20 protein-coding genes and 5 tRNA genes are annotated in these 23965 nt (G+C 47.6%); 24 read left to right on the top strand and 1 reads right to left on the bottom strand.

Features of this window, described 5'->3' with window-relative positions:
- Window positions 1-123: 123 nt before the first annotated feature.
- Window positions 124-1239: a tRNA epoxyqueuosine(34) reductase QueG gene (queG, locus tag CWI76_RS06970; RefSeq protein ID WP_126759619.1), complete on the bottom strand. Its 1116-nt coding sequence runs from the start codon at window positions 1237-1239 to the stop codon at window positions 124-126.
- Window positions 1240-1330: 91 nt separating this feature from the next.
- Between queG and CWI76_RS06965 the strand changes: the two genes are divergently transcribed.
- The 24 genes from CWI76_RS06965 to rpoB all read left to right on the top strand — a co-directional run bounded on the left by CWI76_RS06965 (window position 1331) and on the right by rpoB (window position 23935).
- Window positions 1331-2869: an NAD(P)H-hydrate dehydratase gene (locus tag CWI76_RS06965; RefSeq protein ID WP_126759618.1), complete on the top strand. Its 1539-nt coding sequence runs from the start codon at window positions 1331-1333 to the stop codon at window positions 2867-2869.
- 26 nt (window positions 2870-2895) lie between these two features.
- Complete coding sequence (gene tsaE / locus CWI76_RS06960; RefSeq protein WP_126759617.1) at window positions 2896-3375, top strand: tRNA (adenosine(37)-N6)-threonylcarbamoyltransferase complex ATPase subunit type 1 TsaE; 480 nt, start codon at window positions 2896-2898, stop codon at window positions 3373-3375.
- Window positions 3375-4688 carry an N-acetylmuramoyl-L-alanine amidase gene (locus CWI76_RS06955; protein WP_126759616.1) on the top strand — a complete coding sequence of 438 codons (1314 nt, stop codon included), beginning with the start codon at window positions 3375-3377 and terminating at the stop codon, window positions 4686-4688. The genes tsaE and CWI76_RS06955 overlap by 1 nt, the downstream gene beginning before the upstream one ends.
- A gap of 15 nt (window positions 4689-4703) precedes the next feature.
- The gene (gene mutL / locus CWI76_RS06950; RefSeq protein ID WP_126759615.1) at window positions 4704-6425 is read left to right on the top strand and encodes a DNA mismatch repair endonuclease MutL; all 1722 of its coding nucleotides are present in this window, start codon (window positions 4704-4706) and stop codon (window positions 6423-6425) included.
- Window positions 6422-7378: a tRNA (adenosine(37)-N6)-dimethylallyltransferase MiaA gene (miaA, locus tag CWI76_RS06945; RefSeq protein WP_126759614.1), complete on the top strand. Its 957-nt coding sequence runs from the start codon at window positions 6422-6424 to the stop codon at window positions 7376-7378. Before mutL ends, miaA begins: the two co-directional genes overlap by 4 nt.
- A 146-nt stretch (window positions 7379-7524) precedes the next feature.
- Entirely contained in the window at window positions 7525-7776 is a 252-nt protein-coding gene (gene hfq / locus CWI76_RS06940; protein WP_092857623.1) for an RNA chaperone Hfq, read from the top strand.
- A gap of 26 nt (window positions 7777-7802) precedes the next feature.
- Window positions 7803-9098, top strand: a complete 1296-nt coding sequence (gene hflX, locus CWI76_RS06935; RefSeq protein WP_126759613.1) for a ribosome rescue GTPase HflX — start codon at window positions 7803-7805, stop codon at window positions 9096-9098.
- A 53-nt stretch (window positions 9099-9151) separates the two neighbouring features.
- The gene (hflK, locus tag CWI76_RS06930) at window positions 9152-10339 is read left to right on the top strand and encodes an FtsH protease activity modulator HflK (protein ID WP_126759612.1); all 1188 of its coding nucleotides are present in this window, start codon (window positions 9152-9154) and stop codon (window positions 10337-10339) included.
- Window positions 10340-10342: 3 nt separating this feature from the next.
- Entirely contained in the window at window positions 10343-11227 is an 885-nt protein-coding gene (gene hflC, locus CWI76_RS06925; RefSeq protein ID WP_126759611.1) for a protease modulator HflC, read from the top strand.
- Window positions 11228-11397: 170 nt separating this feature from the next.
- Complete coding sequence (locus CWI76_RS06920) at window positions 11398-12564, top strand: aminotransferase class V-fold PLP-dependent enzyme (RefSeq protein ID WP_126759610.1); 1167 nt, start codon at window positions 11398-11400, stop codon at window positions 12562-12564.
- Window positions 12565-12640: 76 nt separating this feature from the next.
- Complete coding sequence (locus CWI76_RS06915; RefSeq protein ID WP_126759609.1) at window positions 12641-13939, top strand: adenylosuccinate synthase; 1299 nt, start codon at window positions 12641-12643, stop codon at window positions 13937-13939.
- 89 nt (window positions 13940-14028) lie between these two features.
- Window positions 14029-14104: transfer RNA gene (locus CWI76_RS06910), tRNA-Thr, on the top strand.
- 17 nt (window positions 14105-14121) lie between these two features.
- Window positions 14122-14206: transfer RNA gene (locus CWI76_RS06905), tRNA-Tyr, on the top strand.
- A 66-nt stretch (window positions 14207-14272) separates the two neighbouring features.
- Window positions 14273-14347, top strand: a tRNA-Gly gene (locus tag CWI76_RS06900).
- Window positions 14348-14362: 15 nt separating this feature from the next.
- A tRNA-Thr gene (locus tag CWI76_RS06895) sits at window positions 14363-14438 on the top strand.
- Window positions 14439-14548: 110 nt separating this feature from the next.
- Window positions 14549-15733, top strand: a complete 1185-nt coding sequence (gene tuf, locus CWI76_RS06890) for an elongation factor Tu (RefSeq protein ID WP_126759600.1) — start codon at window positions 14549-14551, stop codon at window positions 15731-15733.
- A gap of 288 nt (window positions 15734-16021) precedes the next feature.
- Window positions 16022-16098: transfer RNA gene (locus CWI76_RS06885), tRNA-Trp, on the top strand.
- A gap of 110 nt (window positions 16099-16208) precedes the next feature.
- Window positions 16209-16589 carry a preprotein translocase subunit SecE gene (gene secE / locus CWI76_RS06880; RefSeq protein ID WP_092858796.1) on the top strand — a complete coding sequence of 127 codons (381 nt, stop codon included), beginning with the start codon at window positions 16209-16211 and terminating at the stop codon, window positions 16587-16589.
- 3 nt (window positions 16590-16592) lie between these two features.
- A complete protein-coding gene (gene nusG, locus CWI76_RS06875; RefSeq protein WP_092858794.1) occupies window positions 16593-17138 on the top strand; it encodes a transcription termination/antitermination protein NusG in 546 nt (181 codons plus the stop codon).
- Between the two features lie 235 nt (window positions 17139-17373).
- Entirely contained in the window at window positions 17374-17805 is a 432-nt protein-coding gene (rplK, locus tag CWI76_RS06870; RefSeq protein ID WP_092858792.1) for a 50S ribosomal protein L11, read from the top strand.
- 1 nt (window position 17806) lies between these two features.
- Window positions 17807-18502, top strand: coding sequence for a 50S ribosomal protein L1 (rplA, locus tag CWI76_RS06865; RefSeq protein ID WP_126759607.1), 696 nt, complete (start codon window positions 17807-17809; stop codon window positions 18500-18502).
- 236 nt (window positions 18503-18738) lie between these two features.
- Window positions 18739-19257, top strand: a complete 519-nt coding sequence (rplJ, locus tag CWI76_RS06860; RefSeq protein ID WP_126759606.1) for a 50S ribosomal protein L10 — start codon at window positions 18739-18741, stop codon at window positions 19255-19257.
- 53 nt (window positions 19258-19310) lie between these two features.
- A complete protein-coding gene (gene rplL, locus CWI76_RS06855) occupies window positions 19311-19688 on the top strand; it encodes a 50S ribosomal protein L7/L12 (RefSeq protein WP_126759605.1) in 378 nt (125 codons plus the stop codon).
- Window positions 19689-19906: 218 nt separating this feature from the next.
- The gene (gene rpoB / locus CWI76_RS06850) at window positions 19907-23935 is read left to right on the top strand and encodes a DNA-directed RNA polymerase subunit beta (protein WP_126759604.1); all 4029 of its coding nucleotides are present in this window, start codon (window positions 19907-19909) and stop codon (window positions 23933-23935) included.
- Window positions 23936-23965 lie beyond the last annotated feature (30 nt).

Genomic DNA, 23965 nt, shown 5'->3' with positions numbered 1-23965 from the left:
TCATGTACAAATTCTTATTGGGACTAATCATGAGCACCATGGTGATTTTGGTTGCTTGCAGTCCGCAAGAACAAGAAACCTTTGTGAAAAGCTCGAGCATTAAAGAGCCTTCTACTCCGGTGGCTAAGCATCACGCGGGAGCCCCTTCTCAACAGCGCGGACAAGTCGAACTACCTGTTTTTCAACTTTAACGGCACCACTGCGTTGCCGTTCAAGCGCCCAATCAATGTGTTCGGCAACCATTTCAGAAACATCGGGGCGACGTTTTTCTAGTGCTTTGATTATGTCGGTATCGGTTGGCGCATTCCCCATCGCTACAGCCAAATTGCGTAGCCAGCAATCATAGCCAATACGGCGAATCGGCGAACCTTCAGTACGCTTCAAAAACGTTTCTTCATCCCACTGCCATAACTCGAGTAACTCTGGCGCATGCAATTCCTGGCGGGGCGAAAAATCGCCTTCATCGGTTAGTTGAGCATAGCGGTTCCACGGGCAAATCAATTGGCAATCATCACAGCCATAGATTCGATTCCCCATAAGTGGGCGGTACTCTTCCGGAATGCTGTCGCGTAATTCGATGGTTAAGTAAGAAATGCAGCGGCGTGCATCGAGTACATAGGGCTCCACAATGGCTTGCGTGGGACAAATAGTGATGCAAGCACTGCAAGTACCACACTTCTCCTCAACTTCGCTATCGGTAGGCAACGGCAAATTAACCAATAATTCGCCTAAAAAAAACCATGAGCCGCTACCTTCATCAAGCACCAGAGTGTGTTTTCCACGCCAGCCGAGTCCTGCTTTTATGGCCAAAGGTTTTTCCATAATCGGCGCAGAATCGACGAAAGGTCGAAAATCTAGCTCAGCGCAGGCTTCTTGAATTTTTTCACCGAGTTGCTTGAGCCGTTTGCGCATCAATTTGTGGTAGTCGCGTCCCAATGCATAGCGGCTGATATAGCCCAAGCGCGGGTTTTTTAAAGTTTTTGCAAAGCCAGCCTCAGCCGGCAGATAGTTCATACGCACAGAAATCGCGCGCACGGCACCTTCGTGTAGTTGGTCGGGGCGGGTGCGTAATGCCTCATGACGCGCCATCCATTCCATGTCGCCATGCATACCTTGCTCTAACCAGCGGCGCAAATGCTCACGTTCAGTGCTGAGATCGACATCGGTAATACCAACCTTTTGGAACCCCAATTCGGCGCCCCAGCGTTTAATATCTTCGGCCAGTTGGTGATAATCCATAGAATTCGATTTATCCTCTACACTAATAGTGCACGTAATAAGTCAACGTGATGTGGCGCTAACATAGCAAAAACGGCCAAGGGATGCACCGATGTCATTCGATTTAACCAGTATGATCTACACCGCAGAGCAAGTACGAACTGGTGAGCAACAAGCCGCTGCCGCTTGTGATGTGAGTATGGCACAACTGATGCAGCGTGCCGCACAAGCATGTTTGGGCGCAATTCAAGCGAAACAGCCAGCTCCCGCTAACTTGTTGATCGTCTGCGGGCCAGGTAATAACGGTGGTGATGGCTGGGTACTAGCACGCTTGGCGCAGCATGCAGGCTACAAAGTGCAAGTTGCAGCGGTTCAGCCAAGCTCGGAACTAGCGGTGCTTGCGGCACAAGCCTGGCGTGACCAAGGTGGACTGGTGCTTGAACTTGAATCATTGTCAGCCGAGCACTTTCAAGGCATCGATATTGTTATCGACGCGATGCTAGGCAACGGGCTCAACCGCAACTTGACGGCACCATTTGTCGATGCGGTTGAATTGATTAATCGCTATGGGCGTCATTGCTGGATCTTGAGTGTTGACGTTCCGACCGGTTTAGATAGTGACACTGGGGTAGCGAAGCCTACGGCTGTGCAAGCCGACTGCACAGTAACGATGATAGCGCTGAAGGTCGGGTTAGTCACCGGCGAGGCCGCGGACTATTGTGGCGACATTGTGCTGGCTGATCTGGGTATTAGTAAGGCTTTTTTCCGCACACCAGCAACGCTGCGCGTTATACAGAGTAATTTGGTGAGTGAGCACTTACAACGCCGTCGTAAATCGTCCCATAAGGGAGATTATGGTCACGTATTAATTGTTGGGGGCGGTGTTGGCATGAGTGGTGCTGCTGTGTTAGCGGGACGAGCGGCATTAAGATGTGGTGCTGGAAAGGTATCCATTGCCTGCCACCGTGATTCGCAACTGGCCATCGCATCGGCACAACCCGAATTGATGGTGCATGCCGTAGCGAATGATTTAACCGAGTTGTTAGAGGTAGCAACAACGGTGGTGATTGGACCGGGACTTGGCCAAACACCATGGGCAAGAGTATTAGTTGAACAAGTAGCAAAATGGCCGGGGACAGTCGTGTGGGATGCGGATGCACTTAACAGCCTTGCCAAAGCTCCGTTATCGAAACCAGATAAACATGATTGGTTGTTTACCCCTCACCCCGCCGAAGCTGCTCGTTTATTGCGTTGCGCCACGCAAGACGTTACTGCGAATCGACTTCAGGCACTTACACAAATTTGTCAGAACTTTCATGCGTATGCGTTACTCAAAGGAGCAGGAACATTAGTGAAGTCGCCGTACCAACAGGATGCATGGGTATGTCGTCGAGGTTCACCAGCTTTAGCAGTAGGTGGTAGTGGGGATGTATTAAGCGGGGTTGTTGGCGCTTTGTTGGCACAGAATGTGTCGCAACCCGTAGCGCAACAAATTCCGCTTGAACAGGTACTTGCAATGGCTGCATGGTTGCACGCTGTAGCTGGCGAAAATGCTGCGCAACATGGAGAACGTGGTACACTACCGAGCGATTTAATGGCCGAACTTCGCGCCCTTGTGAATCCGCACCAGTTACTGACAACCGGTGCTTGAAAAAAACGCTGAATGAGTAGGGGTTCATGCACAAGCAGACTTTGTTTTTGAAAGATGAAGCGGCGTTACTGGATACTGCACGCGCGCTTGCTGATGGGGTTAAAGCACACGAAGAAGAACTAGCCGAGAGCGGCTTGACGATTTATTTGTTAGGTGAACTGGGCGCTGGGAAAACGACGTTTAGTCGCGGATTTATTCAACAGCTCGGTCATCAGGGGCATGTGAAAAGCCCGACGTACACGTTAGTTGAGAGCTATGAGTTAGAGCCTTGGCAAATTAATCATTTTGATTTGTATCGCCTAGCCGATCCAGAAGAGCTTGAATTTATGGGCATCCGTGATTACCTTGGAACCCATAGAATCATTTTGGCCGAATGGCCGCAACGTGGCAAAGGCTATTTACCACAGCCCGATATAATTATAACGATTGATTATGCGGATACTGCGCGATCAATCACCTTAGAAGCGCTAACAGAACGAGGTCGAGAGTTACTCGATACGATGTAATGCGAAACTTTTTAGCGAAAGCGGCGGTGTTGTGCTGGCTATTAGGCAGTGCGGCGTACGCGAACGATATTGACAATATCCGTATCTGGCCAGCTCCGGATAATACGCGCGTTGTTTTTGATCTGGGAACAAGCCCAGATTACAGCTACTTTACACTGTATCAGGCACCGCCTTATCGTTTAGTGATTGATTTTAATGCCACCAAACTCAATGTCGATCTTGCTAAGCTGCAAAACGAATCATTGCTCATTAAAAAAATTCGTACCAGCACCCCAAAAGATAAAAACTCAACGCGTATCGTGTTAGAGCTCAGTGACAAAATCGATGCGAAAGTATTTCCTCTGGCAGCAAATGATCGCTACGGCGAGCGCTTAGTCATTGACCTTCCAGGACGCTCGATTGAACGACGTTCTGAAGCGTTAACCGTCGAGCAATTACAAGAACGAAAAGTCACTATCGCAATAGATGCAGGTCACGGTGGCGATGACCCCGGCTCAATTGGACCTCGTGGTACTTTTGAGAAACACGTTGTACTTAAAATAGCGAAAGCGCTGGCTGATATCATTAACCAAGACAGTGCAATGCAAGCTTATTTAATACGCTCAGGTGATTATTACGTGGGCCTAAAGGACCGAACTCGCAAAGCCGAAGACATCAAAGCCGATTTATTAGTGTCGATTCACGCAGACGCCTTCACCAGTCCGCAGCCTCGTGGGGCATCGGTGTGGGTGCTGTCCACACGTCGCGCAAACAACGAAATGGGTCGAATGCTCGAAAATAAAGAGCGCATGTCGGATGTACTCGGTGGTGTCGATATGCGCCTAGAAGAGGATGATACCTACGGTTACATCAGTAAAACCATTCTCGATTTGAGTATGGGGCACGCCATGAGTACTGGCTACGAAATGGCGAAAGAGGTTATAGCAGAAATGGGACGCGTTGCTCGTATGCATAAGCACGAGCCGCAACACGCGAGTTTGGCGGTTTTAACCTCCGGTAATGTCCCGTCGATGTTGGTCGAGACTGGGTTTATTTCAAACCCACAAGAAGAACAGCAGTTGTTGACCAATAAACATCAACAGCAACTCGCGCGAGCGATTTATCAGGGTGTGCGTAATTATTTTCAGCGTCGTCCGCCGGACGGTACCTTGTTTGCTACGAGCCGAAGTAAAACGCATATTGTGCGTTCGGGCGAATCGTTGTCGGTTTTAGCGCAGCGTTACAACACCACGGTTAAAGCAATCAAAGAGCGCAATAGCCTTTCAAGCAACGTGCTGCACATTGGTCAAAAGCTAGAAATTCCGTCGTCATAATATTAGGTTTCGGTTATGCCTATTCAGTTACTGCCAATTAGTCTGGCCAACCAGATTGCGGCAGGTGAAGTTATCGAACGTCCCGCATCAGTAGTTAAAGAATTGGTGGAAAACTGTCTGGATGCGGGCGCATCACAAATCACCATCGACATCGATCAAGGTGGACGGCGACGTATTCGTGTGCGGGATAACGGCAGTGGTATTCCGCGCGACGAGCTGGCGCTGGCTTTGAGTCGTCATGCAACCAGCAAAATAAGTTCATTGAGTGATTTAGAGGCGATTCAAAGCTTAGGTTTTCGCGGTGAAGCATTGGCGAGTATTAGTTCTGTATCGCGTCTAACTCTCACCTCAAAAACAGCGGAGCAAGAGCAAGCCTGGCAAGCATGGGTTGAAGGCCGTGATATGCAGGCGGAGTTAGCTCCAGCGAGCCATCCCCAAGGTACCACGGTGGATGTTCAAGATCTGTTCTTCAATACGCCAGCCCGACGAAAGTTCTTGCGCACTGACAAAACTGAATTTAGCCATATTGATGAAGTATTGCGGCGTATTGCCTTGGCTCGTTTCGATGTGCGTTTTCAGCTACTTCATAACGATAAAATTGTCCGTCAATATGCCGCCGTGCAAACACCAGAGCAATATATAAGACGCATAGGGCAAGTTTGTGGTAATAACTTTACCGATGAAGTCATTGCTATTGATGAGCAATCGGGCCCGGTAAGATTGTGGGGTTGGGTTGCCCCAGCTCATGCGTGCCGCCATCAAGCGGATGTGCAGTATTTTTATGTGAATGGCCGTATGATGCGTGACCGTTTATTGGGACATGCTGTACGTCAAGCCTACGGCGATAGCTTGGGTGAAGATAGAACGCCTACCTTTGTGTTGTACCTTGAGTTACCAGCGCAAGATGTCGATGTAAATGTACATCCGGCCAAACACGAAGTACGCTTTCATCAGGCTCGGCAAATTCATGATTTTGTTTTGGCGGGCGTGCGTCAAGCAGTCGCTACGCAGAAATCACAGTCGAATGCTGAAGCGACGAGCCGTAGTCAACATGGTTATATATCGAGTAACGAAGCGCTCGCACAACAGGTGCGAGAGTTACAGCCGCAGCATCGAGATATTTTTCCAACGCGTACGACAGTTTCGCCATCGGCCGTCGCTGATTATGCGAACTTTGCAACGCCAACACGAGCGCCGTCAGAAGATAGTGCAAGTGTCGAAACGACGAAATCCGATAGCAAAGTATTGACGATTATTCAGCAGCGTTTTGCGCTTGTTGAGAATAAATCTTTGGCTTTGCTAAATTTGCAGCAGGTGCAACACCATTATTTGCAACACCAGTTAAGCCAACAGGCTAAAATTGGGCTTGCGGGACAACCTTTGTTAATACCGGTGAAACTCACCGACCCAGACATTGTGACTGCGCTAAAGTCTGTCGATACGAAAGAGCTCGCGTTATTGGGCATTCGAATAGAGTGCTCAAAGCAGTCAGTTACCGTATTAGACGTGCCATCAGCACTACGTCAAACCGACATTGCATCGAGTATGCGAACCTTGGTATCGAAGCGCAACAGTCAACAAGAGTTGATTGCATGGTTGGCACATCACCAAGTGCAAACAAACTACTCAATGGCTCAAGCCGAACACTGGTTACAATATGTACGAGAACTGAATGACTGTCCGGCGTCATTTTGGTTGGCGGTAACGTTACCATCTTTACCAGAGGCGTTACGATGACTAAACCTCATGTCATTTGCCTTTATGGGCCCACCGCAGCAGGAAAAACAGGATTAGCGATTGCGCTCACGCAGCACTTGCCGTGCGACATTATCTCTGTCGATTCAGCGTTGATTTACCGCGGAATGGATATCGGTACAGCGAAACCTACGGCGGAAGAATTAGCACAAGCACCACATCGATTAATTGATATCTGTGACCCAGCTGAAAGTTACTCCGCAGCACAATTTGCCGCAGATGCACGTCGAGAAATTGACAACATTATTGCGGCTGGCCGTATTCCGTTATTGGTCGGTGGCACTATGTTGTATTTCAAAGCGCTGCTTGAAGGCATGTCGAAACTGCCGGAAGCTGACGCCGCGATTCGCGCGCAATTGACTCGAGAACTAGAACAAAAGGGTAGTGAGGCACTGCATACCGAACTGCGACAAGTTGATCCACAAAGTGCACAGCGCATTCACCCGAATGATCCACAACGTTTATTGCGCGCATTAGAGGTTTACCGAATTAGCGGTAAAACAATCTCAGAACTTACCGAAGCACGGCACGGGGCATTACCATATCCTATTATCCAAATAGCGGTTGCACCGAGTGATCGTGCAGTCTTGCATGATCGTATTGCGTTAAGATTTCGTCAAATGGTGGAACAAGGCTTCATTGATGAGGTCGAACAACTACGACAACGGTCGGATTTACATATTGATTTGCCTTCGATACGTTGTGTCGGCTATCGCCAGGCGTGGCAATACCTCGATGGCGAGTTTGATTTTGAAGAAATGATCAATCGCGGCATTTTCGCGACTCGACAGCTGGCGAAACGCCAGTTAACGTGGTTGAGGAAATGGCCTGGTATTCATTGGTTGGAAACTGAATCGCCTACCTTGGTGCAGGATGCGTTAGCAATTTGTGCCAAACCGGCACAGTTATTTACACAAAGCGACCTTGAAAACTAAAACATTCACCTTATATTCAGTATAAGCTGAAATAAAACTAATCCCGATGTGAAATCGCGAGATTTAAACTATATTAGAAGTGGCTGGCATAAGCGGGTGGTAAGATATTGCTAGACACAAACAATAACAAAAAAGGAAATAAGAATATGGCTAAGGGGCAAACATTACAGGACCCGTTTTTGAATGCGTTGCGCCGTGAGCGCGTTCCGGTGTCAATTTACCTGGTTAATGGAATTAAACTGCAAGGCCAGATCGAGTCATTTGACCAATTTGTCATTTTATTAAAGAACACGGTAAGCCAGATGGTTTACAAGCATGCAATCTCGACTGTTGTTCCGGCGCGTATTCCGCAGAACTACTTGCCGATTGGCGAGAACAGCGAAGAGGCAATTGACTAAGACAACTTAAAAGGAGCAGTGATAGCTTGTTTGATAGGTTTGAAAGTGGTGAGCGGGCTATCCTGGTCCACGTTGATTTCCCTGCCGAAATCGATCGTGAAGATCTCTCTGAACTTAAATTATTAGTTTCCTCAGCGGGTGTTGAAACACTTGGCGTGGTCACCGCCTCACGGAGCACACCAAGCTCCAAGTATTTTGTGGGTTCTGGTAAAGCGGAAGAAATTGCCGATCAGGTCAAGTTACTTGATGCCAATATTGTGATTTTTAATCACAGTTTAAGCCCTACCCAAGAGCGTAACCTCGAGAAACTTTGCGAGTGCCGAGTACTCGATCGTACAGGGTTGATTCTTGATATTTTCGCTCAGCGAGCGCGAACTCACGAAGGTAAATTGCAGGTAGAGCTTGCGCAACTTCGACATATTTCCACTCGACTTGTTCGAGGTTGGACTCACTTAGAGCGCCAAAAAGGTGGTATCGGTTTGCGTGGTCCTGGTGAAACCCAGCTCGAAACGGACCGACGCTTAATTCGTGGGCGCATCAAGAATATTTTAGGGCGTCTCGAGAAAGTTCAAAAGCAACGTGAGCAAGGACGAAGAGCACGTCAGCGTGCCGAGATTCCGACAGTTTCGTTAGTTGGCTATACCAACGCCGGCAAATCAACCTTGTTTAATCGCATCACTGAAGCGCAGGTATATGCTGCGGACCAACTGTTCGCGACACTCGATCCAACGCTACGAAAATTAGAATTGCCCGATGTTGGCCCAATTATCCTGGCCGATACAGTGGGTTTTATTCGGCATTTGCCGCACGAATTGGTCGCGGCTTTCAAAGCTACTCTACAAGAAACCCAAGAAGCCGATTTACTGTTGCATGTGATTGATGTGGCTGACGAACGTCAGGCTGAAAATATGCAACAAGTACAAGATGTACTGCATGAAATTGGTGCGGATGAAATTCCGCAACTGCTGATTTGTAATAAGATTGATAAACTTGCCGACGGTTCAGCGCGTATTGATACAAACGATGAAGGCTTACCGATTCGTGTGTGGCTCTCAGCGCAAACGGGCGACGGAATTGATTTGTTACAAGAAGCCTTGGTGCAACGCTTGCGCCCAAGCATGGTTGACGTATCCTTACGAATTCCGCCATCAATGGGCAAATTACGTGGTAAGCTGTATGCCATGAAGAGTGTTACGGGCGAAGAAACTCGTGATGATGGCCAGCTAGCTCTGCACGTGCGGATGTCGGCGGTCGATTGGCAGCGTTTAAGTAAACAAGTCGCCGAAGAGTATGGCGATAGCTTGCAAGGCTTTGTAGAATAGCTGCAACATTTTTAATAAAACTTATTTTAAACTACCCAGAGTTGGAGTAATCAATGGCCTGGAATCAACCGGGAAACGGTAATAACAATGACCGTGATCCATGGAAAAACCAAGGCGGCCGCGATCAAGGCCCGCCTGATTTAGATGAAGCGATTCGTAACTTGCTTGGCAAGTTAGGTCTTGGCGGCAACAAAGGTAATGGTGGTGGCGCCAACAAAAGTGGTGGCGGTATGCCGTCGCGCGGAATCGGCGTTATTGTCATTCTTGCCGTTGTCATTTGGTTCATTGCCGGTTTTTATACCGTCAAAGAAGCAGAGCGCGGAATCGTATTGCGCTTTGGCCAATACCACAACTTAGTTGAGTCTGGTCTGCACTGGCGCCCGTTCTTAGTCGACACGGTGGAAACAGTCGACGTGAGCAACGTGCAACAGTTCCAATCTGAAGGCTTTATGCTGACTCAGGATGAGAACGTGGTTCATGTTGAGCTGGACGTTCAATATCGTATCGTTAATCCACGCGACTATTTGTTTGCGGTTGAAAATGCCGACCGTAGTTTGGCGCAAGCGACTGATAGTGCATTACGTTTCGTAGTGGGTCACACCACAATGGACGAAGTACTAACTGTAGGTCGTGAGAGTGTTCGTCAAAACACCTTGGAGTTATTGGAAAACATTATTGCACCATACCAATTAGGTATTCAGGTGGTTGATGTGAACTTACTTCCAGCACGCCCGCCAGAAGCTGTGAAAGATGCGTTCGATGATGCCATTGCGGCACAAGAAGATGAGCAACGCTTCATTCGTGAAGCAGAAGCTTATGCGCGTGAAATTGAGCCGCTTGCTCGTGGTCAGGTTCGCCGTATTCTGCAAGAAGCTCAGGCTTACCGTGAGCAGACCGTGTTAAAAGCACAAGGTGAAATCGCACGTTTCCAAGAACTCTTGCCTCAGTACAAGGCCGCGCCTGTAGTCACGCGCGAGCGTCTGTATCTTGAAACGCTAGAGAAAATTTACAGCAACACGGCCAAAGTTATGGTTGATGTTGAAGGTAGTAATAACATGATGTATCTACCGCTCGATAAAATTCTTGAGAAACAGCGTGCAACAGAGCAGCCTGCGCGTAGTGAAGCGCAAGGCACTAATTCGAGCCCAACGCGAAGCTCTAACAATAATGAGTCAAGCAACTCGTCTCGCTCAAACAATAGCGTTCGCACCAGCGATCGCTTCAACGATGGTCGGGGGTAAACGATGAAAAACTTTGTAGCTGTATTAGTTATCGTCGCTGTCGTACTCGGCTTTTCGTCGGTGTTCGTAGTGAAAGAAGGCCAACGCGCCATTGTGGTTCAGTTTGGTAAGGTATTACGCGACGCCGATACTGGCGAAGCAACCGTGTATGCTCCTGGTCTGCACTTCAAATTACCATTCATTGAAGACGTAAAACGTCTTGATGCGCGTTTCAAAACGCTTGATGGTAATCCAGATCGCTTCGTGACCAGCGAGAAAAAAGATTTGATTGTTGATACCTATGTGAAATGGCGTATTTCTGATTTCGCAACGTATTACCTTTCAACGAATGGCGGTAACCAAGCACAAGCAGAAGCGCTCTTAACGCGTCGTGTAAGCAGTGGTCTTCGTGCGGAATTTGGTAGCCGTACTATCAAAGAAATCGTCTCTGGTGAGCGTGATAACCTCATGCGTGAGGCGCTTATTCGTGGTGCTGATAGTGCACAAGAGCTAGGCATTGAAGTCATTGATGTTCGCGTCATGCAAATTAATTTGCCGACCGAAGTCAGTCAATCAATTTTCCAGCGTATGCGTGCAGAACGTCAAGCGGTTGCCATGGAGCACCGCTCAGAGGGTCGTGAGCAAGCTGAATTTATTCGTGCTGATGTTGATGCGCGGGTAACGGTTATGCTAGCCGATGCTGAACGTGAGTCACGTCAGTTACGTGGTCAGGGTGATGCTGAAGCGGCTGGTATTTATGCTAGTGCTTACAACAAAGATTCAGAGTTCTTCTCGTTTATTCGAAGCCTACAGGCTTATGAAAAGAGCTTTGAAGCTGGCAACGATGTCTTGGTACTTGAGCCAGATAGCGACTTCTTTAAATATCTAAACAAAGCGACTGCGAATTAAAAGCAAGAGCGATATTAGCTAGTTAAAAGCAAGAGCGATATTAGCTATTAGATATTGGATATTAGGAACCCGCGGTTGTCCCGCGGGTTTTTTGTGTTTACTCTCTGACGAATAACGAATAACGAATAACGAATAACGAATAACGAATAACGAATAACGGACACCTATATATGTCGTATAAAAAACACTATAGTCGCTATCTAGCCGAGCATCCGAATAGCCTACATTTTGCACCCCACAGTCACCATTATTGGCCTGATGTGACGCGCGATGCGCAATTGGCGTATTGGGATGATAGCGCGCGGGGTGTTGATCATAAGTGGGGAACTATCTTTGGCGAGCGCGTTCCTGCGGTGCAGAAATACCTTGCTCAGTTGTTGAACCATCCGTATCCCGAGCAGTTCGTATTCGCCAGCAATACTCATGAATTGCTGTATCGTGTTATTTCGAGCTATGCGCCGAATAAACCACTGAAGATTCTCAGCACCGATAGCGAATTTCATAGTTTCTCACGGCAAATTAGACGCCTTCAGGAACGGCCTGAAGTTGAATTTGTTAGTATCGCAACCGAGCCATTTGCGACCTTTGAAAGCCGCTGGCTCGAGGCCATTCAGCAACAAACGTTTGATCTGATTTTTACCAGCCAGGTGTTCTATAACTCCGGTATCGTTGCACCTGAGTTGAATACTTGGATTGATGCTGTGCCTTCACGCACACAGATTATTATTGATGGCTACCACGGCTGCGGCGCCATTCCGACTGATCTTGCATCGTATGCTGATCGGGTATTCTATCTCGCTGGAGGTTATAAATATTTGCAAGCGGGTGAGGGCTGCTGTTTTATGGCAGTTCCCAAAGGATGCCAGCTGCGACCAGAGTTTACTGGTTGGTTCGCCGATTTCGCCAATCTTGCGAAGCCTCAAAAAGCGCAGGTTGAGTATGCCGACGACGGCATGCGTTTTGCTGGCGCTACGATGGATTTTTCAGCCGTATATCGCCTCGAAAGCGTCTTAGCATGGTGGTATCGCGATGGCCTTACTGTGGCAGCGATGCATGATTATGTGAAGCAGTTGCAGCAAGCCTTTTTAACTATTTTAGATGAGGTTAAGCATCCGCATATTAATCGCCAAAATCTACTTGCGAAAGATCTGAACCACCACGGTCATTTTCTTACATTCAAGCTTGTTAATGCAGAGACAGTTGAACAACTTGCCGCACACCTCAGTCAGCACGGCATAGAGACCGACTATCGGGGTGAACGTCTACGTTTTGGCTTCGCGATTTATCATGATGTTGAAGACTACCAGCAATTAAAAAATGCGTTGACTCAGCTCTGATCGGGCTACCGTCGCCCCTAAATACCTGTTAAAATCGCCGCCTGTTTTTTCAACAGTAACTGCTGGTAGCGAGATCATGGGTAAAAATGTAGTAATTCTAGGTACACAATGGGGTGACGAAGGTAAAGGCAAAATCGTTGATTTGCTTACCGATAAGGCGTCGCTAGTCGTTCGCTATCAAGGCGGACATAACGCTGGCCACACCCTGGTCATCGACGGTGAGAAGACCGTTTTACACTTGATCCCATCCGGCATTTTGCGCGCGAACGTAAAATGTGTGATTGGTAACGGCGTGGTTCTGTCGCCAGAAGCACTCATGACTGAAATTGCGATGCTTGAGCAACGCGGTGTACCAGTGCGTGATCGTTTACTTATCAGTGAAGCCTGCCCGTTGATTTTGCCATACCATATTGCTTTAGACCAAGCGCGCGAAAAAGCACGTGGCAATAAAGCGATTGGCACCACAGGTCGCGGCATTGGCCCAGCCTATGAAGACAAAGTTGCTCGCCGTGGTTTGCGTGTTGGCGATTTGTTCAACTTCGCTCGCTTTGAAGAAAAACTTCGTGAAGTTGTTGAGTTCCACAACTTCACCCTAGTCAATTATTACCAAGTTGAACCGGTGAATGTTGATGATGTATTGGCTTATTGTGAAGACGTTGCGAAGCAATTAAAGAGCATGGTTGCAGATATCCCAGCGTTACTAGATGACGCTCGTAAATCTGGCCAACACATCATGTTTGAAGGTGCTCAAGGTACTTTGTTAGACATCGATCACGGTACTTATCCATACGTGACCTCATCAAACACAACCGCCGGCGGTGTATCTACTGGTGCTGGTTTTGGTCCGCGCTACATTGATTACGTATTAGGTATTGTGAAAGCTTACACGACGCGTGTTGGCAGCGGTCCATTCCCAACTGAATTGGAGTGTGAAGTAGGGCAGCATTTAGGCGTTAAGGGCCATGAGTTTGGCGCAACCACCGGACGTAAACGTCGTACCGGTTGGTTTGACGCAGTAGCGGCTCGTCGTGCGGTACAAATCAACTCAGTGAGTGGTTTCTGCTTAACTAAACTCGACGTGTTAGATGGCCTCGAAGAATTGAAGATCTGCGTCGGTTACAAACTACCAAATGGCGAAGTGGTTGAGTACCCGCCGATGGCTGCTGAAGACTACGAAACCGTCGAGCCGGTATATGAAACTATGCCTGGTTGGAATGACAGCACTGTGGGCATTACTCAACATAAAGATTTGCCAACTGCTGCACTTGCGTATATCAAACGAATTGAGGTTTTAACTGGCGTACCAGTGGACATTATTTCAACAGGTCCAGACCGCGCTGAGACGATTATTTTGCGCCATCCGTTCGCAAATTAACCGATCGAACCAAGAAAGCTAAAAAAAATGGTATTTCCTATTGCATCATCAAAATTGATACAATAGAATGCGCTCCACCTAACCGGGGTGCCGGCATAGCTCAGTTGGTAGAGCAACTGACTTGTAATCAGTAGGTCCCGAGTTCGACTCTTGGTGCCGGCACCATTTTAAAATCTGGTTTTGGAGGGGTTCCCGAGCGGTCAAAGGGATCAGACTGTAAATCTGACGGCTCAGCCTTCGCAGGTTCGAATCCTGCCCCCTCCACCACTTTTTAGCATGGTCATGCGAATGCGGTGAGTCCAGAATGGTTTGAGGTGGCCCGATTCAAGGCATGCGGGTATCGTATAATGGCTATTACCTCAGCCTTCCAAGCTGATGATGTGGGTTCGATTCCCACTACCCGCTCCAAATAATCTGTATTGTGCTGATATAGCTCAGTTGGTAGAGCGCACCCTTGGTAAGGGTGAGGTCGGCGGTTCAAATCCGCCTATCAGCACCATGTGTCAGGCCAAACTCTTCCCTTGTCTCGCTTATTTCGGCATAATCGCCGGCTATAGATTTTCAATTGTTGGTGTTAATCCACCGTACGTTGTCCAAAAAGAGGCTGTCATGGCAAAAGAAAAATTTGAACGTTCCAAACCGCACGTTAACGTCGGTACAATCGGCCACGTTGACCACGGTAAAACTACTCTGACCGCTGCGATCACCACAGTATTGGCGAAAACCTACGGTGGTTCAGCACGTGCATTCGATCAAATCGATAACGCACCAGAAGAAAAAGCGCGTGGTATCACCATCGCAACTTCACACGTTGAGTACGATACTCCAGCACGTCACTACGCACACGTAGACTGCCCAGGACACGCTGACTATGTTAAAAACATGATCACCGGTGCGGCGCAGATGGACGGCGCTATCTTGGTAGTTGCTGCGACTGACGGCCCAATGCCACAAACTCGTGAGCACATCTTGTTGTCACGTCAGGTTGGTGTTCCATACATCATCGTGTTCATGAACAAGTGTGACATGGTCGACGACGAAGAGTTGTTGGAATTGGTTGAGATGGAAGTTCGTGAACTTCTTTCTGAGTACGATTTCCCAGGCGACGATTTGCCAGTAATCCAAGGTTCAGCATTGAAAGCATTGGAAGGCGAAGAGAAGTGGGAGAAGAAAATCATCGAATTGGCAGAAGCTTTGGATTCATACATTCCAGAGCCAGAGCGTGATATCGACAAGCCGTTCATCATGCCAATCGAAGACGTATTCTCAATCTCAGGCCGTGGTACTGTAGTAACTGGTCGTGTTGAGCGCGGTATCGTTCGCACTGGTGACGAAGTCGAAATCGTAGGTATCCAAGATACAACGAAGACGACTGTAACTGGTGTTGAAATGTTCCGTAAGTTGCTTGACGAAGGTCGTGCAGGCGAGAACATCGGTGCGTTGTTGCGTGGTACTAAGCGTGACGAGATTCAACGTGGTCAAGTATTGGCGAAGCCAGGTTCAATCACGCCACACACTCAGTTCGAAGCTGAAGTGTACGTATTGACCAAAGAAGAAGGTGGTCGTCACACTCCATTCTTCAAAGGCTACCGTCCACAGTTCTACTTCCGTACCACGGACGTAACTGGTGCAGTACAGTTGCCAGAAGGCGTAGAGATGGTTATGCCAGGCGACAACCTGAAGTTCGTAGTTGAACTGATTCACCCAATCGCGATGGACGAAGGTCTTCGTTTCGCGATTCGTGAAGGTGGTCGTACCGTAGGCGCAGGCGTTGTATCTAAGATCATCGCTTAATGCGTAGCCCGGCGTTCTCTCTATGAGGGTAAGGCCGGGTTGTTTAGAAAAGGGAGCTTCGGCTCCCTTTTTTAATTGCAAAAGCGTTATTCGTTATTCGATCGCTACGCTTGTCGTCCGCTTCGCTGTTCGGTAACTACACTTCGAACAGTGAGGCGAAGCCGAACGCACGAACAGTGAACGCAGTGAACGATCGAATAACGACTAACGCTCTTGCAGTTCCCCTTGTTTTACGGTCTTTGATCGGTATAATACAGCGTCCGTTTCTGTCACATGTACAGAACTTGCAGGGGTGTAGTTCCAATTGGTAGAACAGCGGTCTCCAAAACCGACGGTTGGGGGTTCGAATCCCTCCACCCCTGCCAAACAGATTAAAGGCGTTATTCGTTTGTCGATCGCTCCGCTTGTCGTTACTCGAAGTGGCGAATAACGAATAACGAATAACGAGTAACGGTTTTTCAAACAGGATTGAATAATGAGTGCAAACACCGAAACGCAAAGCAGCTCACTCGACGGCTTAAAATGGATCGTCGCTATTGCACTGCTCGCTGCTGCAGTACTGGGTAACTACTATTATGGTGACCAAGTGTCTGTACTTTATCGTGCCATTGGCGTGGTACTTTTAGTTGTTATTGCGGGTGTGATTGCAGGTATGACTGGTAAGGGTCGCCAATTCCGCGAATTTGCCAAAGAAAGCCGCAAAGAGACGCGCCGCGTTGTATGGCCATCGCGCCAAGAAGCGACGCAAACGACTTTGATCGTCGTTGTTGCTACCGCAATCGTTTCATTAATTCTGTGGGGTATGGATGCGATTTTGGTGCGCATCGTAGGCTTCTTCACCGGACTGGAGTTTTAATCAATGACTGATCAAGTGAAAAAACGCTGGTACGTGGTTCAAGCATTCTCAGGTTTCGAGAAGCGCGTAGCCGATTCTTTGCGCGAGCATATCAAAATGCACGGCATGGAAGATAAATTCGGTGAAGTGTTAGTGCCTACCGAAGAAGTTGTTGAAATGAAAGCTGGTAAGCGTGCGAAAAGCGAACGTAAATTCTTCCCAGGCTATGTTCTTGTAGAAATGGCGATGGATGAAGATGCGTGGCACTTGGTAAAAAGCATCCCACGAGTATTAGGTTTTATTGGCGGTACGCAGGAGCGTCCTACGCCAATCACTCAGAAAGAAGCAGATATTATTTTAAACCGTCTGCAAGAATCTGTTGATAAGCCGAAGCCGAAAACGTTGTTTGAACCAGGTGAAGTGGTTCGCGTTAACGATGGCCCGTTTGCAGATTTCAATGGTACGGTTGAAAGCGTTGATTATGAGAAGAGCCGTTTGACTGTATCGGTTTCTATTTTCGGTCGTGCAACGCCGGTCGAACTCGAGTTCGGCCAGGTCGAAAAGGCCTAAAACCCAAAAGCGTTAATCGTTATTGGTTATTGGTTACTCGTGAAACACTAAAGACGAATAACGAATAACGAATAACGAATAACGAATAACGAAGTGTACGAAAAACGCACTTCGCTTGTTGCAATGAGGGGCGAATAGGACTATAATTCGCCTCCTTTTTTATATTGGGGAGCCGTTAGAGTAAGTCATCTCTTAGATTTACGAGGCGTTTGACCCACAACCAAGAGGCATAAACATGGCTAAGAAGTTAAAAGCTATCATCAAGTTGCAAGTAGCAGCTGGTGCAGCTAACCCGTCACCACCAGTTGGTCCAGCTTTGGGTCAGCACGGTGTGAACATCATGGAATTCTGTAAAGCGTTTAACGCTGCAACTGACCAGCTTGAGAAAGGCGCGCCAGTTCCAGTAGAAATTAGCGTTTTTGAAGATCGTTCATTCACGTTCATCACCAAAACTCCTCCAGCAGCATTCTTGTTGAAGAAAGCAGCCGGTATCAAGAGCGGTTCAGGCCGTCCTAACACTGAAAAAGTGGGTACTGTGACTCGTGCTCAGCTGGAAGAAATTGCGAAGGTTAAAGAGCCAGACTTAACAGCGGCTGACCTTGACGCAGCGGTACGTACTATTGCCGGCTCTGCTCGTGCAATGGGCCTGAATGTGGAGGGTCTGTAAGATGGCTAAGTTAAGCAAACGTGCACGTCTTATCCGTGAAAAAGTTGAAGCGCGTGATTATGAAATCAACGAAGCAATCAACTTGTTAAAAGAATTAGCGACTGCAAAATTTAAAGAAAGCGTTGATGTATCTGTAAACTTGGGTATCGACGCTCGTAAATCTGACCAAAACGTTCGTGGTGCAACTGTACTACCAAACGGTACTGGTCGTGACGTACGTGTAGCAGTTTTCACTAGCGGTGCTAACGCTGATAAAGCGAAAGAAGCTGGTGCAGACCTAGTAGGTATGGAAGACTTAGCTGAGAAAGTTAAGAAAGGCGAAATGAACTTTGACGTTGTTATCGCTTCTCCAGACGCTATGCGTGTTGTTGGTATGTTAGGTCAAATCTTAGGTCCACGCGGCTTAATGCCAAACCCTAAGACTGGTACCGTAACGCCAGACGTTGCAACTGCGGTTAAGAACGCAAAAGCAGGTCAGATTCGTTACCGTAACGATAAAGCGGGTATCATCCACGCGACTATCGGTAAAGTTGATTTTGATAACGATAAATTGAAAGAAAACCTTGAAGCATTGTTGGCAGCTTTGAAAAAAGCGAAGCCGTCTTCAGCGAAAGGTCAGTTTATCAAGAAAGTTAGCCTTTCAACCACTATGGGCGCTGGCGTAGCCATCGACCAAGGTTCGTTGACTGTAGCTTAAGGTTTTATGGGTTGGAGCTGTAGCTCCCGTCCAAGACCGCAGGTGTATCGCGGCTGACATCTCGAGAGAGATTATTCAGCGACACTTAATTTCCTGCGCAGATGGTGATATCCGATCCAGACTCTCTGGGTAAGAGATTCACCGTGACAACGTGGTAGATGCAATAACGGTCTACCTATGTGTAACGATCGGCCCAAAGTTCTTTGAACTGCGGGCTAAAAAAAGAGGTGATACTAGTGGCACTAGGTTTAGCAGCAAAACAAGCAATCGTTAAAGAAATTAACGATGTAGCTTCAAACGCTCTATCCGTCGCTGTTGCTGAGTATCGTGGTATGGAAGTTGCGCAAATGACTCAACTTCGTCGTCAAGCGCGTGAGCAAGGCGTGTATCTGAAAGTTATTCGGAACACTCTAGCGAAGCGTGCATTTGTTGACACGAAGTTTGAAGACATGGATTCAGCGTTAACAGGTCCTTTGGTCTACGGTTTTTCTTTGGACGCGCCAGGCTCTGCCGCACGTTTGTTCAAAGAGTTTGCTAAAGACAGTAAGCACCTGAAAGTTACTGCACTATCAATTGGCTCAGGCCTGATGGGCGCAGACAAGCTTGACGCTGTTGCATCACTTCCGACTCGCGACGAAGCATTGGCGAAATTGCTCGCAACCTTCAAAGCGCCTGTTAGTAAGTTCGTTCGTACTATTAACGAAGTGCCTACTAAGTTTGTGCGTGTGTTGTCGGCAATTAAAGACGCTAAATAGAAGCGGTTTTTTTAACCATTTTTTTGTAATTTATAACCCAGGAGTTTAGAGTTATGGCTCTTACTAAAGAAGATATTTTGAACGCGATCGCTGAAATGCCAGTTATGGAATTGGTTGAGTTGATCGAAGCTGCAGAAGAAAAATTCGGTGTTGACGCTTCAGCTGCTGTTGCTGTTGCAGCTGGTCCAGCTGCTGCCGGCGCTGCTGCTGCAGAAGAGAAAACTGAATTTGACGTAATCTTGAAATCTGCTGGCGCTAACAAAGTAGCAGCTATCAAAGCAGTTCGCGGCGCAACTGGTCTTGGCTTGAAAGAAGCGAAAGACATGGTTGAGTCTGCACCTGTTGCTGTTAAAGAAGGCATCAGCAAAGAAGACGCAGAAGCACTTGCTAAAGAATTGACTGAAGCTGGTGCGGAAGTTGAAGTTAAGTAAGTTTAACAACTTGCATAACTTGGCCTTTTAGGCCTAGGGCTGGTGGCAATTTTGCTACCAGCCTTTTTGCGCTGTAAAGCATGTATCATTTTTGCCCGTTATTGGGGTGCATGCTCGCGGTGACAAAAACGGGAACGACAAGCTTTAAGTAGTTTGTTTTTAACCATCGACTCCTACTCCGGTGGTTAGGGTCATCAATCAGCTAGCTGAGGAACCCCATGGCGTACTCCTACTCTGAGAAAAAACGTATTCGCAAGGATTTTGGTAAACGCCCTCATGTACTTGAGGTGCCATACCTGCTGTCAATCCAATTAGATTCATTTAAAAAATTCATCGAGCCGGATCCAGAAGGCAATAATGGCCTGGAAGCGGCATTTCGCTCAGTATTTCCAATTACCGCTTATTCAGGTAATTCGGAACTGCAGTACGTGAGCTATCACCTTGGTGAGCCTGTATTTGACGTTCAAGAATGTCAAATTCGTGGCATCACTTACGCAGCTCCTTTGCGGGTTAAACTGCGCTTGGTTCTTTTTGATAAAGAAGCAGCGGCAGGTACCGTTAAAGATATCAAAGAGCAAGAAGTTTACATGGGTGAAATCCCATTGATGACCGAGAACGGTACGTTTGTAATTAACGGCACCGAGCGGGTTATCGTATCTCAGTTACACCGTTCACCAGGTGTATTCTTTGATCATGACAAAGGTAAGACGCATTCTTCAGGTAAAGTGTTGTATAACGCTCGCGTTATTCCTTACCGTGGTTCGTGGTTGGATTTTGAATTCGACCCGAAAGACAACGTATTCGTACGTATCGACCGTCGTCGTAAACTACCGGCGTCAATCATTCTTCGTGCGCTTGAATTTAGCACTGAAGAAATTCTCGATATGTTCTTCGAAACCACGTACTACCAGTTCCGCAATAAGAAAGTATTTATGCAACTGGTACCAGAGCGTTTACGTGGTGAAACTGCGAAATTCGACATCAAAAATGATGATGGCGAAATTATCGTAGAAAAAGGCCGTCGTATTACTGCACGCCATATCAACCAAATTGCAAGCTTGAACCAACCAGAGATGGAAGTTCCACTTGAGTATTTGGTAGGTAAAGTTTTAGCGAAAAACTACACCGACAAGAAAACCGGTGAAGTGATTGCTGAAGCGAACTCTGAGTTAACTTTAGAGTTGCTTGCGAAACTGCGTGAAGCTGGCTTCAAGAAATTTGAAACTTTGTTCGTGAACGACCTTGATCACGGTCCGTACATGAGCGAAACCCTGCGCATCGATTCAACCAACAATCGTTTAGAAGCGTTAGTTGAAATTTACCGTATGATGCGTCCAGGCGAGCCGCCAACAAAAGAAGCGGCTGAAACATTATTTGACAACTTGTTCTTCAGCGAAGATCGCTATGACTTATCGTCAGTAGGTCGCATGAAGTTCAACCGTCGTTTAGGTCGTGAAGACTTAACTGGCCCAGGTGTATTGACCAAAGAAGATATCGTTGAGGTGATGAAAAAACTCATCGAGATTCGTAACGGTCAAGACGAAGTCGACGATATCGATCACTTAGGTAACCGTCGTATCCGTTCTGTGGGCGAGATGGCTGAGAACCAATTCCGTGTTGGTTTGGTTCGTGTTGAGCGCGCTGTTAAAGAACGCTTAAGCCTAGGCGACCTTGATGGCACCATGCCACAAGACTTGATTAACGCGAAGCCAATTAGTGCTGCCGTGAAAGAGTTCTTTGGTTCAAGCCAGTTGTCACAGTTTATGGACCAGAACAATCCATTGTCAGAAGTCACGCACAAACGTCGTATTTCTGCATTGGGTCCAGGTGGTTTGACGCGTGAGCGCGCGGGCTTCGAAGTACGTGACGTACACCCAACGCACTACGGTCGCGTCTGTCCAATCGAAACCCCTGAAGGTCCAAACATCGGTCTAATCAACTCGTTGTCAACGTTTGCACGTACCAACGAATATGGTTTCTTAGAAACACCATATCGTCGCATTGATAACGGTGTCGTAACCGATGAAGTCGATTATTTGTCAGCGATTGAAGAAGGTAACTTCGTCATCGCACAGGCAAACGTTGCCTTGAACGATAAAGGTGAGTTGGTTGAAGACTTGGTTCCATGTCGTCACAAAAACGAATTCACTTTAATGTCAAAAGAGCAAGTTCAGTACATGGACGTTGCTCCGCAGCAGATCGTGTCGATTGCAGCAAGCTTGATTCCGTTCCTTGAACACGATGACGCCAACCGTGCATTGATGGGTTCAAACATGCAACGTCAAGCCGTACCAACACTGCGTGCTGACAAGCCGTTAGTCGGTACTGGTATTGAACGTACCGTTGCGGTTGACTCAGGTGTAACCGTTGTTGCGAAACGTGGTGGTGTCGTCGATAAAGTTGACGCAAGCCGCATTGTCGTGAAAGTGAACGAAGAAGAAATGATGCCAGGCGAAGCCGGTATCGATATTTATAACCTTGTTAAATACACCCGTTCTAACCAGAACACCTGTATTAACCAGACCCCAACAGTGAATGTTGGTGAGCCGGTAATGCGTGGCGATGTATTGGCTGACGGTCCGTCAACCGATATGGGTGAATTGGCATTGGGTCAAAACTTACGCGTGGCATTCATGCCATGGAATGGTTACAACTTCGAGGACTCGATTCTGATTTCAGAGCGTGTGGTTCAAGAAGATCGTTTAACCACTATCCACATTCAAGAATTAAGCTGTGTGGCGCGTGATACCAAACTAGGTGCTGAAGAAGTTACTGCCGATATTCCAAACGTAGGTGAATCTGCTCTGAACAAGCTTGATGAAGCCGGTATCGTTTATGTTGGTGCAGAAGTTTCTGGCGGCGACATCCTCGTTGGTAAAGTAACGCCGAAGGGTGAGACTCAATTAACGCCAGAAGAAAAACTGCTGCGTGCAATTTTCGGTGAAAAAGCTTCAGACGTAAAAGATAGCTCACTGCGTGTGCCTAACGGTGTCACCGGTACGGTTATCGACGTTCAAGTATTTACGCGTGATGGCGTAGAGAAAGACGCACGTGCGAAGTCTATCGAAGAAATGCAATTGAAGCAGGTTAAGAAAGACTTAACGGATGAGTTCAAGATTCTTGAGAAAGGTATTTTTGAACGCGCTCGTAGCTTGTTGTTAGCGAACGGTTTTGACGAGTCTAAACTTGCTAGCCTTGAGCAAAGCAAGTGGTTGACGCAAAACTTGAAGAAAGAAGCTGCGCAACAACAGCTTGAGCAAATTGCACAACAGTACGAAGAAATTCGCGCCGATTTCGACAACAAGTTCGAAAACAAGCGTCGTAAGATCGAGCAAGGTGATGATTTAGCGCCTGGCGTACTGAAGATTGTTAAAGTGTACCTTGCGGTTCGTCGCCGTATCCAGCCTGGTGATAAGCTAGCTGGTCGTCACGGTAACAAAGGTGTTATCTCAACGATTGTTCCAGTTGAAGATATGCCACACGACGAGCACGGCACGCCAGTGGATATCGTATTGAACCCATTGGGCGTTCCGTCGCGGATGAACATCGGTCAGATCCTTGAAACTCACTTGGGTATGGCTGCGCGTGGCATTGGTACCAAAATCGAAAACATGATGAAGCGCCAAGCGAAAGTTGCTGAAATGCGTGAATTCTTGGACAAGGTGTACAGCTTAGGTAATACCCGTCAAGAAGTTGATATCAACGACTTCAGCGATGACGAAGTGTTACGTTTAGCGGAAAACCTGAAAAAAGGTCTTCCAACTGCAACACCTGTATTCGATGGTGCAGTCGAAAGCGAAATTAAAGAACTACTGAAACTGGCTGATTTACCAGAATCAGGTCAGATCACGTTGTGGGATGGTCGTACCGGTGAGCGTTTCGAGCGTGATGTAACTGTTGGTTACATGTACATGCTGAAATTGAACCACTTGGTTGACGACAAGATGCACGCGCGTTCTACTGGTTCTTACAGCTTGGTTACTCAGCAGCCGCTGGGTGGTAAAGCACAGTTCGGTGGTCAGCGCTTCGGTGAGATGGAAGTGTGGGCACTGGAAGCATACGGTGCTGCTTATACGTTGCAGGAAATGTTGACGGTGAAATCGGACGACGTAAACGGTCGTACGAAGATGTACAAAAACATTGTCGACAACGATCTGCGCATGGAAGCAGGTATGCCGGAATCCTTCAATGTACTTCTGAAGGAAATCCGCTCGCTTGGTATCAACATCGAGTTGGACCAAGACTGAGACACCACCGGACGCTATTTGCCAGGAGAT

This window comes from Pseudidiomarina marina (assembly GCF_003987045.1).
GTDB classification, from domain to species: Bacteria; Pseudomonadota; Gammaproteobacteria; order Enterobacterales; family Alteromonadaceae; genus Pseudidiomarina; species Pseudidiomarina marina.
This window is presented reverse-complemented; position numbering and strand designations above follow the sequence as displayed.

Excerpts from the sequence above, each read along its gene's own strand:
- queG (WP_126759619.1), bottom strand. The coding sequence starts at position 1,239 with ATGGATTATCACCAACTGGCCGAAGATATTAAACGCTGGGGCGCCGAA.
- CWI76_RS06965 (WP_126759618.1), top strand. The coding sequence starts at position 1,331 with ATGTCATTCGATTTAACCAGTATGATCTACACCGCAGAGCAAGTACGA.
- tsaE (WP_126759617.1), top strand. The coding sequence starts at position 2,896 with ATGCACAAGCAGACTTTGTTTTTGAAAGATGAAGCGGCGTTACTGGAT.
- CWI76_RS06955 (WP_126759616.1), top strand. The coding sequence starts at position 3,375 with ATGCGAAACTTTTTAGCGAAAGCGGCGGTGTTGTGCTGGCTATTAGGC.
- mutL (WP_126759615.1), top strand. The coding sequence starts at position 4,704 with ATGCCTATTCAGTTACTGCCAATTAGTCTGGCCAACCAGATTGCGGCA.
- miaA (WP_126759614.1), top strand. The coding sequence starts at position 6,422 with ATGACTAAACCTCATGTCATTTGCCTTTATGGGCCCACCGCAGCAGGA.
- hfq (WP_092857623.1), top strand. The coding sequence starts at position 7,525 with ATGGCTAAGGGGCAAACATTACAGGACCCGTTTTTGAATGCGTTGCGC.
- hflK (WP_126759612.1), top strand. The coding sequence starts at position 9,152 with ATGGCCTGGAATCAACCGGGAAACGGTAATAACAATGACCGTGATCCA.
- hflC (WP_126759611.1), top strand. The coding sequence starts at position 10,343 with ATGAAAAACTTTGTAGCTGTATTAGTTATCGTCGCTGTCGTACTCGGC.
- CWI76_RS06920 (WP_126759610.1), top strand. The coding sequence starts at position 11,398 with ATGTCGTATAAAAAACACTATAGTCGCTATCTAGCCGAGCATCCGAAT.
- CWI76_RS06915 (WP_126759609.1), top strand. The coding sequence starts at position 12,641 with ATGGGTAAAAATGTAGTAATTCTAGGTACACAATGGGGTGACGAAGGT.
- tuf (WP_126759600.1), top strand. The coding sequence starts at position 14,549 with ATGGCAAAAGAAAAATTTGAACGTTCCAAACCGCACGTTAACGTCGGT.
- secE (WP_092858796.1), top strand. The coding sequence starts at position 16,209 with ATGAGTGCAAACACCGAAACGCAAAGCAGCTCACTCGACGGCTTAAAA.
- nusG (WP_092858794.1), top strand. The coding sequence starts at position 16,593 with ATGACTGATCAAGTGAAAAAACGCTGGTACGTGGTTCAAGCATTCTCA.
- rplK (WP_092858792.1), top strand. The coding sequence starts at position 17,374 with ATGGCTAAGAAGTTAAAAGCTATCATCAAGTTGCAAGTAGCAGCTGGT.
- rplA (WP_126759607.1), top strand. The coding sequence starts at position 17,807 with ATGGCTAAGTTAAGCAAACGTGCACGTCTTATCCGTGAAAAAGTTGAA.
- rplL (WP_126759605.1), top strand. The coding sequence starts at position 19,311 with ATGGCTCTTACTAAAGAAGATATTTTGAACGCGATCGCTGAAATGCCA.
- rpoB (WP_126759604.1), top strand. The coding sequence starts at position 19,907 with ATGGCGTACTCCTACTCTGAGAAAAAACGTATTCGCAAGGATTTTGGT.